This is a genomic window from Thermosulfurimonas sp., assembly GCF_015491435.1.
In the GTDB taxonomy this organism is placed as follows: Bacteria; Desulfobacterota; Thermodesulfobacteria; order Thermodesulfobacteriales; family Thermodesulfobacteriaceae; genus Thermosulfurimonas_A.
Window position 1 is genome coordinate 1 of sequence record NZ_WFVX01000174.1, and the last position, 15,971, is coordinate 15,971.

Consider the following 15,971-nt stretch of genomic DNA (forward strand, 5'->3'; position numbering starts at 1 on the left):
ACTCATAAGAAAAGGGTCCAGATTACGACAGGGGAAACCCGCCACCCGGGAAAGCCATCCGGCGTCGATATAATCCGGCCCCTTCTTAAAGGGGGCCACCCGGAGCCCCCGCCGGGTAAGAATTCGGATCAACCCCAGGGTAAAAAGGGTCTTCCCGGCGCCCCCTTTCTGCGCCGCGATTACCAGACGTGGTACGTGCAGAGATTCCGCCATCTCTCTAACTTTAGCCTCAAATCAAGCCCAAAGCAAAAAGAAAAACGCCCGGAAGATTCTCTCTTCCGGGCGTTTTCAGGAATCCGGAGCATTTATTTTAATCTTTAAGCGGCCCGGGCCTCTTTTACGCTTACGGCTATTTTGAAAAGAACGGTCATGATAAAGAACCCTGCCGCCCAGATCCCCAGGGAAATCAGAAGCTCCGGAACCGTGGGACGATAGGGGGTAATGGTCTCAAACGGGGTGGGGGTGAATCCACCCATCAGGAGACCGATACCCTTGTCGATCCAGGCCCCGATAAAGAGCATTACACAGGCCAGCACCAGGGTGTTGATGTTCTTACGCAGAGGAGGAATCACCAGCATCAGGGCCGCCCCCAGCATCAGCAACCAGGCCGTCCACATGAAGATCACCCACTCCTGATGCCCCTCAAGCCCCTTAAAGAGGTAGATGAGGGAGGCCTTGTGTCCGGGGATATTGCTGTAAAAAGCGGTAAAAAGCTCGCAGCCGAAGAAGAAGATGTTGGTGAGAAGGGCATAGGTGATGATCTTGCTCAGCGTGTCGATGGCCTTGGGCTCCACCCGGAACCGGGAAACCTTCTGAGCAATCAGCAGGGCAATGAGAAGCAGGGCCGGTCCGGAACAGAAAGCCGAGGCCAGAAAACGGGGAGCCATAATGGCCGTGAGCCAGAAATGACGCCCGGGCAAGCCGGCGTAGAGAAAGGCCGTTACGGTGTGAATACTGAAGGCCCAGGGGATGGAAAGATAGATGAAAGGCACCACCCACTTGGGATACTTGGTCCCCTTGTATTCTCCGTGCAGCGCCGCCCAGCCGCAGATCACATTCAGGGCCAGATACCCGTTGAGCACGATCATATCGTAAAAGAGCATGGAATGCGGCGTGGGATGTAGAAGCACGTTAAAGAGCCGGTGCGTTTGTCCGATGTCCACGATAATGAAAAGCAAACACATAATCACCGCCGCAATGGCCAGAAACTCTCCGAAAACGGTCACCGGCCCGAAGACCTTGTGATTATGAAGATAATAGGGCAGGACCACCATCACTCCCGAGGCCGCCACTCCCACCAGGAAGGTGAACTGAGCCACATAAAAACCCCAGGACACATCCCGGTTCATTCCGGTGATCCCCAAGCCATACTGAAGCTGAGCCAGGAAGGCCAGAAACCCGATGAAAATCAGAAGCGCCAAAAAAGCCAACCATAACCAGTACTTCCGACTCCCGACCAGTGCCTTTTCAAACATAGCTCACCCCTCACCTAGTTAATTTTTAAAGTAGATAAAAGACCGAAGGACCGGTCCCGAGTTCGGATTTCCGCCGGATGGAAAACCGGGACTTGAGCACCTGCACTATCTCCGAATGTTCGTCCTCCAGATCCCCGAAAATAAGGGCCTTCTTCTTGCACGCCTCCACGCAGGCCGGCATCTTCCCCTTCTCCAGACGTTCGTAACAGAAGAGACACTTCTCCACCACACCCTTCATCCGGGTGGGGAACTTGGGATTGGGATCCTTGATATAAGGACGGGGATCCACCCAGTTGAAGCTCCGGGCCCCGAAGGGACAGGCGGCCATACAGAACCGGCAACCGATACAACGGTGGTAATCCATCATTACAATCCCATCTTCCCGCTTGAAGGTAGCCTGGGTGGGACAGACCCTTACACAGGGAGGATGCTCACAGTGGTTGCAGAGCAAAAGAAACGGCTTGTGGGTAAAGATTATATTGTTGAACTCGTTGGGTTTGTCCGGAAAGACATGCTCGAATTCGTCCTTCCAGATCCATTTGACCTCCCTCTTTTTATCCGGAATATCCGGCACATTGTGGAGATGATGACAGGCCTTTATACACTCGTTACAGTTCGGCTCCTCCCAGCACTTTTTTACATCTATGGCCATACCCCATCGGCGCGCGGTAAGCGCCCCCGGAGGAGGAGTATAGGCCCTGGCCTTCACCTCCCGGTTTAAAAACCCCGGCACCCCACCGGCGAGGGTTACCGAAAGCCCCGCCAACTTCAAGAACTTTCTTCTGTCCATCTCTCCTTCCTCCCTGAAGATTCTTTAATGTTCCGCGTGACCGTAACTTTCGGCCTGAGAAGAGCCATGTAACACCGGCGGAACCCCGAAAAGCTTGAGGAGCCTGGAGGCCTTGGGGGCTTTGAACTTCTTGGTCTCCGGAGGGATGTGACAGTTCCAGCAGTAGGGCTCCACCGCCGCAAACTGATGACAGCGATCACAGAACTTGCTCTTATTGTTATGGCATTTCATACATTCGTTCTGCAGACTGATCCAGAACCGGGCTCCGTCCGATGAGGTATAGATCCGCATCCCCTGCCGGATGGCCTCGTTCCGCCATACGTTCAAAAGCTGCATGTGATGGGAGCGCATATATTCCTTGGATTCCACACACCGACCCTTTTTCGGAAGTTCCGGCTCCGGAGCAGCCACACTCTTGCCGTGGTTCCACCAAATGGGGAAGGTAACGAAAAGCACAAAGATGATAATTCCGGGTATAACCTTGTCGCTATTGTACATCTTAGGCCTCCTCCTCGACACCTTTTAGGGGCTCAAAACGGAGATCCGTGGTACGTTTCTTCTCCCCGGGTATAACCAGGGCGTTACCCACCAGTTCGTGTACCCCACTAATGGAAACCTCAGGCACCCAGTATTTCATGAGGGTGGGAAGCACCGCCCGATCGATGGCACAGATACAGGCCATGCGGTTCACCCCGTATTTCTCGTGTACATATTCCACCGCATTGGCCCGCGGAAACCCTCCCCGCATCCGCATCTCCATATATTCGTCGGTGTTGAGCCCGGAACCGCTCCCGCAGCAGAAGGTCTTCTCCCGGATGGTATTTTCCGGCATCTCATAGAAATTGTTGCATACATGCCGCAGAATAAACCGCGGCTCCTCAAAGATACCCATTCCCCGGGAAGTGTTACAGGAATCGTGGAAGGTTACTATCAGGTGATCGTTCCGGCTGGGATCCAGGTTAAGCTTCCCATGGGCGATGAGGTCCGCGGTAAACTCACAGATATGTACGATCTTGGTGCTCTTGGCGTGCTCAAAAACCGTGCCCGTGATGGGCGACTTGGGGACCTCGAGATTCTTGGGCGCCGGCCCCAGCGCCGTATCCTCATACTGATGGACCACCCGCCACATGTGCCCGCATTCACCACCCAGGATCCACTTCACCTTGAGTCGCTCGGCCTCGTGATAGATCTTGGCATGAAGCTTGCGCATCATTTCATGTGAGGTGAAAAAGCCGAAGTTTCCACCCTCGGAGGCGTAGGTGCTAAGCGTCCAGTCCAGCCCCAGATAGTGGAAGAGCAATACATAGCCCATAAAGGTGTAGATACCCGGATCGGCAAAGAAGTCCGCCGAGGGAGTCACGAAGAGGATCTCGGCCCCCTTCTTGTTGATGGGCACCTCCGGACGGATACCCGTGATCTCCTCGATATCGTCCAGCAGGAACTCAATATTCTCCTGAATGGTGTGAGGCTGAAGACCGATGTGGTTCCCCACAAAGGCCGAGAACCTCACGGGCTTAAGGATCCAGTCGATGTTCACCCCGATCTCGTGCAGGATCTCCCGGGCCAGGATGGTGATCTCGGCCGTATCTATACCGTAGGGACAGAAGACCGAACAACGGCGGCACTCCGTGCACTGATAGTAGTAGTAAAACCACTCCTTGATTACATCGTAGGTAAGGGGACGGGCCCCGGCCAGCCGCCCGAAGATCTTTCCGCTCCGGGTGAACTCCCCCTTCACCACCGAACGCATGAGCTCCGCCCGCAGCACAGGCATGTTCTTGGGATCCCCGGTCCCCAGGAAGAAATGACACTTGTCCGCACAGGCCCCGCAGCGCACACAGATGTCCATGAAGAGCTTGAAGGACCGAAAACGCTCCATGCGATCCTTAATGGCATTGAGCACGATCTCCTTCCAGTTGGGCGGAAGCTTCCAGTCCTCATCATGGGGCTGCCACTTTCGGGGATTGGGTAGCCCCAGGTCCTCCACCACCGAAGGTTCGGCGGCGTAACAGTAAGTCCCCGGACGAAACTCCGGCTTGGTATCCATCCAGTGTTTGGATGGCATCCGATCGTAATTGACATCCTTGAGTAACTCGTCCCTCTTCGGTAGCGCCATGGCTCAACCCCTCTTTAGGATTTCTTTTCTTTATAACAGTCTTCGTCTATAGGCTGACCGGCCTGCTCCAGCTGCTCCTTAAACTTCTCCTGCCACTCACAATAGGTGAGGAACTTCGGAGGCACACCCTCCCACCAGGGGTTGATGTGCCGCACGCGACGGTTGTCGTTGGGGAGATTCCGCGTGGGGCTAAAGAAGACCCCCACCATGTGCACCAGCTTGCTGAAGGGAAAATAAGCCACCAGGGCACTGATGAAGAAAAGGTGCACGAAAAAGATCACTCCTATACCCTTGGGGGCCTTGGGATGGAAGGTGGCCAGCCCCATGACAAACTCCTTCACCGAGACCAGATCCACCCGCAGGAAATAACGCATAAGCATCCCGGAACTTATCAGCCCCAGGATGAGAAAGAGCGGAAAATAATCCGAGGCATGGGAGATGTAGTTGACCTTGGCGTCCACCAGCCGGCGCAGGATAAGGAAGGTAAGCCCGGCCAGAATGGCCACGTCCGTCATGTAAAGGTGCGGCAACCCTATATGGAAGAAACTATCCACCGCATCCAGGACCTTGATGGGCCCGGGCACCGGATAGGTAAAAAGCCGCAGATGCCGCACCAGAATGATAAAAAAGGACCAGTGAAAGAGGATGGCCCCCAGCCAGAGCCACTTACTGGACCCGTAGTAAAGCTTGCGCCCCCGCAGATCGGCCCGCAGATTGCGGAAGAGCGACCTGAAGGCCAGGACCTCCAGCGCCATCCGCAACACCACCTCGAAATTGTTGGCCGGACTCTCCAGTCGGCTGTGCTTGATCCAGGGAAGACTCTTCTGCTGCCCACAGGTGGTGGTGATCTTGAAGGGCACCGGGGACTTGGCCCAATTCACCATCCGGTAAATCAGGCCGATCAGAAAGGTGAGGAGCGCCGCATAAGGCACCAGGACCCCGAAAAGGGTATAAAGCTTCAAGACCCCTACCCCAAACCAAACCACGATTACCATACCTATTACGGCCACTAGTGCGGCTACCACATTCATAGATCCCAACCCCTAATGAGTTTTTTCGGTATTCCCAGCCTCCGGAGGGAGGCTTCCTTCCCGAACATCATATAGATAGCCCGCACGCTTGAGCAGGAGATAGAGCCGGCTCTTCCATTCCTCGATACGCAGCTCGTGAAGCTTCTCCCGCGCGGCCATATAGTGATTGAAGGCCCTCAACAGCATGGCGTCTATCCGATCCTCCACCTCCAGCAGGGCCTCGGGCCCGAGATCCTCCAGGATCTCCTCCCCCACCACCTCCCGCACCGCGGACTTCAAATAGTAAAGGAAGGCCAGGGCCTCGGAGGGCTGCCGGCTCTGGACCGCCTCGATACGAATGATACGATCCAGAAAATAATCCACCTTCTCCCAGGAAAAGTCCCCGGCCAATTCCGTAATCAGGCCCTTCAGCCCCTCCTCCAGCCGATATCCCAGCGGATTTTCGAACCTGTCCACCTCTTTTTTCAAAAAGCGAACCGTTTCCTTGGGAAAAGTGGCGTAAACTTTATCCCTAACTTTTTCGAAAATAGGAGAAATATTCGCTTTCAGTATCTTTTGAGCCTTTAAAGACATAGCTTTTCTTTTAAAAGCAAAAAGCTCGGGAGATGTCAAGGGACTTGAAGGCACATAAGAGGTGTTGGAGAGGACTTTAGAATTTAAATGGCCGCTATATCTTTTGCTTTCGAAGAATTTTGGTAATTTTTACCCGATCAGTAGGGTAAGGCGCCGGAGGGCCTTAAGGCGGTCCTTCTGTCCCAGGCGGGCCCGGTTCAGGGCCTCCTCCAGAAAACGCACCGTATCCTCGTAGGCCCGGCGATCCACGGGAAAGGGATGGCCGTCCTTTCCACCGTGAGCAAAGGCATAGCGGGCCGGATCGGTACGTGAGGCTCGTACGTCATAAAGGAGTTCCGCGGTGAGGGTAAGGGCCCTGAGACTCCTGGGGCCCAGGCCCTTTATTCCCAGCACCTCGCGAAAATCCTCCGGGGGACACTCGTAAGCCGAAAGAAGCACCTTGCGCAGCCCCCGGGGCTCGAGATCGCGCTCGCTAAGACCGTGCCGCCGGGGAAGCTCAAGACGCCGCACCCTCTCTATCTCGCGCAGGATCTGATCCGGAGGCGCTTGAAGCAGATGGCACAGGACCCGACGCACGGCCTGGCTTTCCCTGGCCGTAAGATCCAGCACCTCCGGTTCTCGACGCACCGTGGCGATACCGGTGTGGGGCTCCTCGGTGAGATTCCGCACCCTCTCCGAAAGCCAGTGATAACGCCGGGCCAGAGCGGTGAACTGGTTCATCCCCTGCTGGATGACCGCCCAGGTCCCTTCCACGGTGAAGATGAAGGTGTGATGATAGAGCTGATAGCCGTCCTGAAGGGCGGTATTATCCACCTTGGCCGAAAGACGGGAGATGTCCGGTAGATGTCGGAATTCCTGCGGAAGACCGGCTTTTTCGGCCCAGAAAAGGATCTCTTCCGGGGTCTTGAGACTGGTCCGGCCCTTTCCGCCGCATACAAAGATCCCCGTCTCCAGGGAAAGAGGGGCCAGGGCCTCCTTCAGGGCCCCGCACACGGTGGTGGTGAGACCGGAGGAATGCCAGTCGAAGCCCAGCAAACAGCCGAAGGCCTGAAACCAGAAAGGATCGGAAAGCCTTCGTAATAGTTCGGCTCGACCGAATTCCTCCAGAATGGCCAGGCACAGGGCCCGGGCCAGACGCACCATCCGGGAAAAGAGCCAGCGCGGGGCCCTTCCGCCGTGAAGGGGAAGATCGGCTATTCCGGTACGTTGCATCCTCGATATCGTTCCTCGAAGGCCTGAGCCATCTCCGCAAGGATCCGTTCGGCCACGGCGCGAGGGTCCCGGGCCTCCCGGATGGGACGGCCCACCACCAGATAATCCGCTCCGGCCCGGATGGCCTCCCCCGGAGAGGCAATACGTTTCTGATCGTCGGCCAGTTCCTCCTCCAGCCACTCCGGACGCACCCCCGGGACCACGGTAAGGAGATGGGGGAAGGCCTCCCGGATGCGGGGAAGTTCCTTGGCCGAACACACCACTCCGTGTACCCCGCAGCGGTAGGCCAGGGAGGCCAGACGCAGAGCGGCCTCGGAAAGATCCCGGGAGAGTTCCGGAGAATACCCCACCTCCATGAGGTCGGCCCGGGAAAGCGAGGTGAGGATGGTCACGGCCAGGATACGCAGCCCCCCCTCGGCGGCACGCGCCGCCTCCCTCACCGCCCAGCGACCGGCCAGCATGTGCACGGTCAGGAAATCCACCCCCAGACGCGAGGCCGCCCGCACGGCTCCGGCCACCGTAGCCGGGATGTCGTTGAGCTTAAGATCCAGAAAAACCTCAGCCTGGCTTTCCTCGCGGACCATCTCCACCGCCGCAGGCCCGGCGGAGGTGAAAAGTTCCAGCCCTACCTTAAAAACCCCCACCAGGCCGGAAAGACGCCTCACCCAGCGTCGGGCCTCGGAAAGATCCCCGGTGTCCAGCGGAAAGATGAGCCTACTTACCACCCTTTCGTCCACTCTTTCGCCCCCGGAGAAGCTGAGATACCTGTTCCACAAATTCGTTTACATCCTGAAACTCCCTATATACCGAGGCAAACCGCACATAGGCCACCTCGTCCCATTCCTTCAACTTTTCCATAACCCTCTCCCCGATATAGCTGGAGGGTATCTCCTTCTCCCCGCTCTCAAAGAGTTCCCTTTCCAGAGCGCTTACAAAGTTTTCGATGGCTTCCTCGCTTACCGGGCGTTTATGGCAGGCCTTACGGATTCCGGCCAGGATCTTCTCCCGCGAAAAGGGTTCCCGGCGGCCGTCCTTTTTGATCACCCGGGGGAGAGACAATTCCAGGCGTTCGTAAGTGGTAAAACGAAAACCACAGTGGACACACTCCCTGCGCCGACGAATGACAAACCCCTCTCCCGTGGATCGGGAATCCACCACTTTGGTATCTTCCTTATGACAGGAAGGACAGCGCAAGGACTCTCCCTCAGTGTAGCATGGCCCGTAGTTCCTCGAACTTCCGCCGCGCCTCCGGGCTCAGGTGCCGCGGAACGGTTATCTGCACCTCCACGTAAAGATCGCCCCTGCTCCCATCCGGACGATAGAGGCCCTGGCCCCGCAGCCGGAACTTCTGGCCGCTCTGGGTGCCGGGAGGGATGCGCAGCTTCACCTTGCCGGTAAGGGTGGGGACCACCACCTCGCCTCCCAGGACCGCGGTAAAGAGGTCCAGGGGATGTTTCAGGTAGAGGTCGTAGCCCCGACGTTCGAAACGCTCGTCCGGACGCACCCGCAGCTCCAGATAAAGGTCCCCCGGAGGACCCCCTCGTTTCCCCGGACGCCCCTTTCCGGGGATCCGGATCCTGGTCCCATCCCCGGCCCCGGGAGGAATGGTGACCGAGATCCTTTCCCTGCGGGTAACCGTACCCCGCCCTCCGCAATGACGACAGGTGCCGGTATAGCGTCTTCCGAACCCTCCGCACACCGGACATACCTCGATGATCCGCACCGGGCCGCGCCGGGTTTCCTTGCGCCCCCGCCCCCCGCAGGCGGGACAGGACTCGGAAGAGGAGAGATCGTATCCCCCTCCGTGGCACACCGGACAGGGTTCTTCAAAGGGGACCTCCAGGCTCAGGGGTTTGCCGGAGACCAGATCCGCAAGATCCACCTCCACCCGATAAAGGACATCCGCACCGCGTTCGGGACGTTCCTCGCGCTCGTAGCCGAAAAGATCGGCAAAAAGATCGGCAAAACCCCCGAAGGGATCGAAGTTCTCCATGAAGAGGCCGAAATCATAGGCCGACTCTCCCCCGGGGGTGGTGAACCGATAGGCCCGGGCGGCCTGACGTAAACGATCGTATTCGGCCCGTTTCTGAGGATCGGAAAGGATCTCGTAGGCCTCGTTAATCTCCTTAAAACGTTCCGCGGCTTCCTTATCCCCGGGGTTAAGATCGGGATGATACTTCCGGGCCAGCTTACGATAGGCCCTCTTGATCTCCTCCGTACTGGCGTCCGGACTTACCCCGAGAATCTCGTACAGGTCTTTCTTTACCATCGTCCCTAATCGTTTAAACTAGAGATAACCACCGATTTCCAATAAGGGAAAATAATGCCTGTGTTCGAATTTTCCACCCCCCGGGTGCGAAGGCCGGAACGGCTGGTCTTTACGGTAAGCGAGCTTACCGGACGCATCAAAGACCTCCTGGAGACTCATCTTCTTACGGTCTGGGTGGAGGGGGAGATCTATCAGCTCAAGAACCACGATTCCGGCCATGTCTTTTTCTCCCTTAAGGATGATCGGGCCCTCCTGCGGGTAATCCTTTTTCGGGATCGGGCCCGGGAGGTCCCCTTTCCCCTTCGGGAGGGCATGAAGGTCCTCTGTTTCGGTCGGATCTCGGTCTATGAACCCCGGGGAGAGTACCGGCTCCTTGCCCAGAGGATCGAACCCCGGGGGGCGGGGGCCCTGCAGGCCGCCTTTGAGGCCCTGAAAGAGGAATTGAGACGTAAGGGCTATTTCGACCCCTCCCGCAAAAAACCCCTTCCTCCCTTTCCGCAGCGGGTGGGGGTGATCACCTCCCTTTCCGGAGCCGCCCTCCACGATTTTCTGCGGGTGGCCCTTTCCCGCTGGCCGGCGCATATCCTCATCCATCCGGTGCGGGTGCAGGGCGAGGGAGCCGCAGAGGAAATCGCCCGGGCGGTGGAGGAACTGAACCGAATGGGGGATCTCGATCTCATTCTGATCACCCGCGGAGGCGGATCGCTGGAGGACCTTCAGGCCTTCAACCAGCGTGTGGTAGCGGAGGCCGTATTCCGCTCCCGTCTGCCGGTGGTCTCGGCCGTGGGACACGAAATCGACTACACTATCTGCGATTTTGTGGCTGATCAGAGGGCCCCCACCCCTACGGCCGCGGCCTCGCTCATCTTTCCCGAGGAAAAAGCCCTTCTCGCGGATCTCCGTCTCCGGCTCCAGAAACTGCGGGAGGAGATGGAACGACGTCTGGTCTTCTGGGAGCGCGAACTCCATCATCTCCGCCGAAGGCTTAAGTCCCCGGAAACCCTCCTGGCGGAAAAAGAGGCCCGGCTTCACCACCTGGTGGAGCAGATTACCCGGAATCTGAAGCATCTTCTGCACCGCCGGGAGGAAAGGTTTCTCTCCCTGGCAAGACACCTGGAGGCCGTATCCCCCCTGGCGGTACTCTCCCGGGGCTACAGTGTGGTAAAAAAACTCCCTCAAGGGAATATCGTCCGCAGGGCCGAGGAAACCCAGCCCGGGGATCTCCTGGAGATTCTCCCGGCCCGGGGACGCATCCTGGCCCGGGTGGAGGAGGTAAAGCCGGATGCGCCTTAGGGCTCTGCTGGTCCTCCTTCTCTGGCTCGTTTCCGTAACCGCTTCCGCGGCCACGGTCTTTCGGGGCTATCCCGGGGAGGTGGTCCTGATACCGGTAAAGGATCCCCGGCTTGAGGCCCGTTTCCGGGGGCATCTTTTCCGTCCCCTGCGCCTGCGGGAAGGGCTTTATCTCCCTCTGGCCCTTCCCCTGGACACTCCTCCCGGGATCTATACGCTTCGTGCCGGGGGCCTTTCCCTTACCGTACGGGTGCTCCCCAAAAGTTACCCCGAGGAACACCTCAGGCTTCCGCCGAGGATGGTCACCTTTCCCCCGGAGATCCTGGCCCGGGTGCGCCGAGAAATAAAGCTCCTGCGGGGTACCCTGGGAAGGGTGGAGGGAAGGGCCTGCAGGCTGGAGGATTTCGTCCTGCCGGTCTCCGGAAAGATAAGCAGCCCCTTCGGCCTGAGACGTATCCTGAACGGAGAGCCGCGCAGCCCCCATCGAGGGGTGGACCTGGCCGTGCCGGAGGGAACGCCGGTGAGGGCGGCCTCCGCCGGGCGGGTGATCCTCACCGGGGATTTCTATCTCCCGGGCCGGGTGGTGCTCCTGGGGCACGGCTGCGGGGTTTATACTTATTATGCTCATCTCTCGCGCATCCTGGTGCGGAAGGGAGAGCGGGTACGCAAGGGCCAGATCATAGCCCTCTCCGGAGCCACCGGACGAACCACCGGACCGCATCTCCACTTCGGGGTCTATCTTTCCGGGGTAGCGGTAAATCCGGTAATCTTCATTCAGGAAGTGAGGCACCTTTATGGAAGAAAATCTGGAGGCCCGGCTTCGGCGTCTTGAGGAGATCGTAAAAAGGCTGGAGGGAGCGGATCTGCCTCTGGAGGAGGCCCTCCGACTCTACGAGGAGGGGGTGCGTCTGGCCCGCTCCTGTGAAAGGACCCTGCGGGAGATGCGACGTCGGGTGGAGGTCCTGATCCGCACCGAGGAAGGATACCGCACGATCCCCCTGGAGGAGGCCCTGGAGCGCAATCGATCATGAAAACGGAAGAGCTGAAGGAAAGGCTATCCTTCTGGCGCAAGCGGGTGGAAATGACCCTGGAAAGCGTCCTTCCTCCGCGGGAAGAACCGGGCGCACGGGTGATCGAGGCCATGCGCTACAGCCTCTTTTCCGGCGGAAAACGCCTGCGGCCCCTTCTCTGTCTTCTGGGGGCCGAAGCCTGCGGCGGAAAGGCCGAGGACTATCTCCTTTTTGCCTGCGGGCTGGAGTGTCTTCACACCTATTCCCTGATCCATGACGACCTTCCGGCCATGGACGACGATGATCTTCGCCGGGGGCAACCCACCTGCCATCGGGCCTTTGATGAGGCCACCGCCATCCTGGCCGGAGACGGACTTCAGGCCCTGGCCTTTGAACTCTTCACCCATCCGGAACTGGAAAGACGCACCTCTCCCCAGAGACTCCTTCGGGCCGTGCATCTGGTGGCCCGGGCCGCGGGGATCCACGGCATGGTGGTGGGTCAGATGGCCGATCTTCTGGCCGAGGGCAGGAGGGTGGGAAAGGAGGAGCTGGATTACATCCATCGTCACAAGACCGCGGCCCTGATCCAGGCCTCGGTGGTCTCCGGGGGAATCCTGGCCGGAGGCGGGGAGGAGGAAATTCAGGCCCTTTCCTGTTACGGCGAGGCCCTGGGGCTGGCCTTTCAGATCGTGGACGACATCCTAGATCTCACCGGAGACGAAAGGGAACTGGGGAAACCGGTGGGCTCAGACGAACGCAGGGGCAAAGCCACCTATCCGGGGCTGGTGGGGCTGGAGGAAGCCCGTCGTGCCGCGGAAAGAGAGGTCGAAAAAGCCCTTTCGGCCCTGAAGCGGTTCGGCCCCGAGGCCGATCCCCTGCGCGCCCTTGCCCGTTTTGTGCTTACGCGTAAAAATTGAAGCTCCATGAGCCGTATCCTGGATCGCATCCATAGCCCGGAGGACCTCAAGACCCTCAAGGTGACCGAGTTGCGTAAACTGGCCGGGGAACTGCGGGAAATCATCATCCAGACCGTGGCCCGCAACGGAGGGCATCTGGCCCCCAATCTCGGGGTTATTGAACTCACCCTGGCCCTGCACTACGTGTTTGAATCCCCGCACGATCGGATCGTCTGGGACGTGGGGCACCAGTGTTACGCCCACAAATTGATCACCGGACGCAAGGACCGTTTTCACACCCTCCGACAGTACGGCGGAATAGCCGGGTTCCCCAAACGTTCCGAGAGCCCTCACGATATCGTGGAAACCGGACATTCCAGCACCTCCATCTCTTACGGACTGGGGATGGCCACCGCCCTGCGCCTGAAGAAGGATCCCCGGGGGCGGGTGCTGGTGGTCATCGGAGACGGATCCATGACCGCCGGTCTGGCCTTCGAGGGGCTCAACAACGCCGGGCACCAGAGGGAAGACCTCATCGTCATCCTTAACGACAACGAGATGTCCATCTCCCCCAATGTGGGGGCCCTTTCCTCCTTTCTTTCCCGGAAGATGACCGGACGTCTGGCCCGCCGGCTCAAGAAAGACATTGAACGGCTGGCGGAAAGATTGCCCCGGGGAGACCAGTTCCTGCATCTCCTGCGCAAGAGTGAAGGTCTCCTCAAAAGTGCCCTTACCCCGGGCATGCTCTTTGAGGCCCTGGGTTTTGACTATGTGGGGCCGGTGGATGGGCACGATCTGGAGGGTTTGATCCATCTTTTCCAGAACATCCGCGAAATGAAGGGCCCCCTTCTGGTCCATATCCTGACCAAAAAGGGCAAGGGTTATCTTCCGGCGGAGACCGATCCCGAGACCTTCCACGGGGTGGGACCTTTTGACCCTCAAACCGGAAAGATCCTTAAGGAACCCGGACCTCCCACCTACACCGAGGTCTTTAGCCGCACCATGCTCCGTCTGGCCCGGATGGAGCCCCGCCTGGTGGCCATCACCGCGGCCATGCCCCTGGGGACCGGTCTCAAACCCTTTGCCCGGGAGTTTCCGGATCGTTTCTTCGATGTAGGGATCTGTGAACAGCATGCGGTAACCTTCGCCGCCGGACTGGCCCTGGAAGGCCTCCTTCCGGTCTGTGCCATCTATTCCACCTTCCTGCAGAGGGCCCTGGATCAGATCATTCACGACGTGGCCCTGCCCAACGTTCACGTGATCTTTGCCATCGATCGCGGAGGGATAGTGGGAGAGGACGGCCCCACCCATCAGGGGCAGTTCGATCTTTCCTATCTGCGCCTGGTCCCCAACATGACCATCATGGCCCCCAAGGACGAAAACGAACTCCAGCATATGCTTTACAGTGCCCTTTCCTTTCCCGGTCCGGTGGCCATTCGGTATCCACGCGGAAGAGGGGTGGGGGTTCCCCTGGAGGACGAATTTCGAGAGATTCCGAGGGGACAGGCGGAAATACTGCGGGAGGGTCGGGATCTGATAATCCTGGCCCTGGGGCATCTGGTCCCCGCCGCCCTCAAGGCGGCGGATATCCTGGAAAAAGAAGGGATCTCCTGCGGGGTGGTAAACGCCCGCTTTGTAAAACCCCTGGATGAGGAACTCATCTGTGATCTGGCCGCCCGGACCGGAAGGGTCCTTACCGTGGAAGAGAATACCCTCCTCGGGGGTTTCGGCTCGGCGGTGGCGGAACTCCTTCTGGATCGGGGCCTTCGGGTCCAACTCAAACGGGTGGGGCTTCCAGATCGTTTTATTGAACACGGATCTCCCTCCATCCTTCGGGAAAGACTGGGGCTGGTACCAGAAGCCCTGGCACGTGCAGCCCGGGAACTATTCGAAATTTCCTCCTAATTTCCCTTGACAGATACCCTTCCGGGATTCTAACCTTCCCTTAGGGAATACTTTTTAGAGGGGGGACGAATGAAAGAAGTCCGCACCTTCACCCTGCTGGGACAGAGCTTTTCCGGTAAGACCGCCCTGGCCCGGGCCATGTTCTCTCTGACCGGAGAAAAGGTCCCGCTACGGGAGGGGGAACCCACCCTGGCGGCCACTCCCTACCGTCTCTCCTGGCAAGGAAAGGAATATTATTTTCTGGACACTCCCGGTGACGACAATTTTCTCGGCGAGACCAAGCTGGCCTGCTGGGCAGCGGATTTCGCGGTGCTGGTGGTGGATGCCACCTCCCCGGTGAAGGTCCAGCTGGAGAAGGCCTATGCCGCGGCGCAAGAGGCCGGGCTCCCCACCCTGGTCTTTGTGAACAAGCTGGATCAGGAAAAGTCCCAGCTGGAGGATATCCTCTGCGAGCTTCAGGAAAAACTGGGGCTCTGTGCGGTACCGGTGGCCTATCCCCTGGGAGAGGAAGCCCAGCTCCGGGGCATCATCGATCTCCTCAAGTTACGGGTATATATCCCTGAAGGCACCCGGGTACGGGTGGAGGGACTACCGGAAGACCTGCGCGCCCTGGCCGAGGGGTTGCGCAAGAACATGATCGAGTTCGCGGCGGAGGAGGAAGACGAACTGCTGGAAAAATATCTGGAGGAGGAACACCTGGAACCCGAGGAGATCATGCGGGGTCTGCGCAAGGGGGTCCTTTCCGGCAAGCTGGCTCCGGTGTGTGTGGGTTCGGTGGCCCGGATGGTGGGGGTAGCCCGGCTGCTGGATGCCATAGCCGAACTGGGGCCTTCCCCTGCGGATCGCGGCCCCCGCATCGCGGAGGGGCCGGAGGGGGCCGTGGAGGTATGGCCCGACCCTCAGGCCCCACCGGTGGTCCTCATCTATAAGACCCTTATCGATCCCTATGCCGGAAGGCTTTCCTTCGGACGGGTGGTCTCCGGAACCCTGTCCCGGGAAGGGGTCCTCTTTAATCCCCACCGGGATCTTTCCGAAAAATACGCCCATCTCTCCGTAGCCCAGGGCGAAAAACTATCGGAGATCTCCCAGGCCGGCCCCGGGGCCCTGGTGGTTTTCCCCAAGCTTTCCGAAACCCGAACCGGCGAGACCCTTACCGGAGACGGACTCCGCATCCAACTGTTGCCTCCGGAACTTCCCGAACCCGTCCTTACCTATGCCCTGCACCCCGAAACCCGTACCGACGAAGACAAGATCGGCCCGGCCCTGACCAAACTCCTGGAGGAAGACCCCACCCTTAAGATCCGTCGCGATGAGGAAACCCGGGAAATCCTTATCTCCGGTCTGGGGCAGATCCATCTGGAAAGGTCGGTAGAAAAACTGCGCGAGCGTTACGGGGTCAAGGCC

The 15,971-nt window shown here is 58.8% G+C and carries 16 protein-coding genes and 1 pseudogene; 6 read left to right on the top strand and 11 right to left on the bottom strand.

Annotated elements, in window-relative coordinates; genetic code table 11:
- From F8J34_RS07880 to F8J34_RS07930, 11 genes and pseudogenes are all read right to left on the bottom strand, one after another.
- Positions 1-213: pseudogene (locus F8J34_RS07880) on the bottom strand (hypothetical protein); the annotation flags it as partial.
- Positions 214-317: 104 nt separating this feature from the next.
- Positions 318-1,475, bottom strand: coding sequence for a sulfate reduction electron transfer complex DsrMKJOP subunit DsrP (gene dsrP, locus F8J34_RS07885; protein ID WP_297058034.1), 1,158 nt, complete (start codon positions 1,473-1,475; stop codon positions 318-320).
- Between the two features lie 25 nt (positions 1,476-1,500).
- Positions 1,501-2,265, bottom strand: coding sequence for a sulfate reduction electron transfer complex DsrMKJOP subunit DsrO (dsrO, locus tag F8J34_RS07890; RefSeq protein WP_297058037.1), 765 nt, complete (start codon positions 2,263-2,265; stop codon positions 1,501-1,503).
- A gap of 24 nt (positions 2,266-2,289) precedes the next feature.
- Positions 2,290-2,763 carry a sulfate reduction electron transfer complex DsrMKJOP subunit DsrJ gene (gene dsrJ, locus F8J34_RS07895; protein ID WP_297058039.1) on the bottom strand — a complete coding sequence of 158 codons (474 nt, stop codon included), beginning with the start codon at positions 2,761-2,763 and terminating at the stop codon, positions 2,290-2,292.
- 1 nt (position 2,764) lies between these two features.
- Positions 2,765-4,381, bottom strand: a complete 1,617-nt coding sequence (gene dsrK, locus F8J34_RS07900; RefSeq protein ID WP_297058041.1) for a sulfate reduction electron transfer complex DsrMKJOP subunit DsrK — start codon at positions 4,379-4,381, stop codon at positions 2,765-2,767.
- A gap of 14 nt (positions 4,382-4,395) precedes the next feature.
- Positions 4,396-5,412, bottom strand: a complete 1,017-nt coding sequence (gene dsrM, locus F8J34_RS07905) for a sulfate reduction electron transfer complex DsrMKJOP subunit DsrM (protein ID WP_297058043.1) — start codon at positions 5,410-5,412, stop codon at positions 4,396-4,398.
- A 12-nt stretch (positions 5,413-5,424) separates the two neighbouring features.
- Positions 5,425-5,985 (bottom strand): RsbRD N-terminal domain-containing protein, encoded by a 561-nt coding sequence (locus tag F8J34_RS07910; RefSeq protein ID WP_297058045.1) that lies wholly within the window; start codon positions 5,983-5,985, stop codon positions 5,425-5,427.
- Between the two features lie 129 nt (positions 5,986-6,114).
- Positions 6,115-7,197, bottom strand: coding sequence for a DUF763 domain-containing protein (locus F8J34_RS07915; protein WP_297058046.1), 1,083 nt, complete (start codon positions 7,195-7,197; stop codon positions 6,115-6,117).
- Entirely contained in the window at positions 7,179-7,934 is a 756-nt protein-coding gene (gene pyrF / locus F8J34_RS07920) for an orotidine-5'-phosphate decarboxylase (protein WP_297058048.1), read from the bottom strand. Before pyrF ends, F8J34_RS07915 begins: the two co-directional genes overlap by 19 nt.
- Positions 7,912-8,391, bottom strand: a complete 480-nt coding sequence (gene nrdR / locus F8J34_RS07925) for a transcriptional regulator NrdR (RefSeq protein WP_297058050.1) — start codon at positions 8,389-8,391, stop codon at positions 7,912-7,914. The genes pyrF and nrdR overlap by 23 nt, the downstream gene beginning before the upstream one ends.
- 10 nt (positions 8,392-8,401) lie before the next feature.
- Positions 8,402-9,466: a J domain-containing protein gene (locus F8J34_RS07930; RefSeq protein ID WP_297058053.1), complete on the bottom strand. Its 1,065-nt coding sequence runs from the start codon at positions 9,464-9,466 to the stop codon at positions 8,402-8,404.
- A gap of 54 nt (positions 9,467-9,520) precedes the next feature.
- Between F8J34_RS07930 and xseA the strand changes: the two genes are divergently transcribed.
- The 6 genes from xseA to F8J34_RS07960 form a co-directional block, all read left to right on the top strand.
- The gene (xseA, locus tag F8J34_RS07935; RefSeq protein ID WP_297058054.1) at positions 9,521-10,759 is read left to right on the top strand and encodes an exodeoxyribonuclease VII large subunit; all 1,239 of its coding nucleotides are present in this window, start codon (positions 9,521-9,523) and stop codon (positions 10,757-10,759) included.
- Positions 10,749-11,588 (top strand): M23 family metallopeptidase, encoded by an 840-nt coding sequence (locus F8J34_RS07940; RefSeq protein WP_297058056.1) that lies wholly within the window; start codon positions 10,749-10,751, stop codon positions 11,586-11,588. Before xseA ends, F8J34_RS07940 begins: the two co-directional genes overlap by 11 nt.
- Positions 11,551-11,787 carry an exodeoxyribonuclease VII small subunit gene (gene xseB, locus F8J34_RS07945; RefSeq protein WP_297058057.1) on the top strand — a complete coding sequence of 79 codons (237 nt, stop codon included), beginning with the start codon at positions 11,551-11,553 and terminating at the stop codon, positions 11,785-11,787. The genes F8J34_RS07940 and xseB overlap by 38 nt, the downstream gene beginning before the upstream one ends.
- Positions 11,784-12,683 carry a polyprenyl synthetase family protein gene (locus tag F8J34_RS07950; protein ID WP_297058059.1) on the top strand — a complete coding sequence of 300 codons (900 nt, stop codon included), beginning with the start codon at positions 11,784-11,786 and terminating at the stop codon, positions 12,681-12,683. Before xseB ends, F8J34_RS07950 begins: the two co-directional genes overlap by 4 nt.
- Before the next feature lie 6 nt (positions 12,684-12,689).
- Positions 12,690-14,567, top strand: a complete 1,878-nt coding sequence (dxs, locus tag F8J34_RS07955) for a 1-deoxy-D-xylulose-5-phosphate synthase (RefSeq protein WP_297058061.1) — start codon at positions 12,690-12,692, stop codon at positions 14,565-14,567.
- A 69-nt stretch (positions 14,568-14,636) separates the two neighbouring features.
- A partial coding sequence (locus F8J34_RS07960; RefSeq protein ID WP_297058062.1) for a GTP-binding protein occupies positions 14,637-15,971 on the top strand: 1,335 nt, incomplete at its 3' end.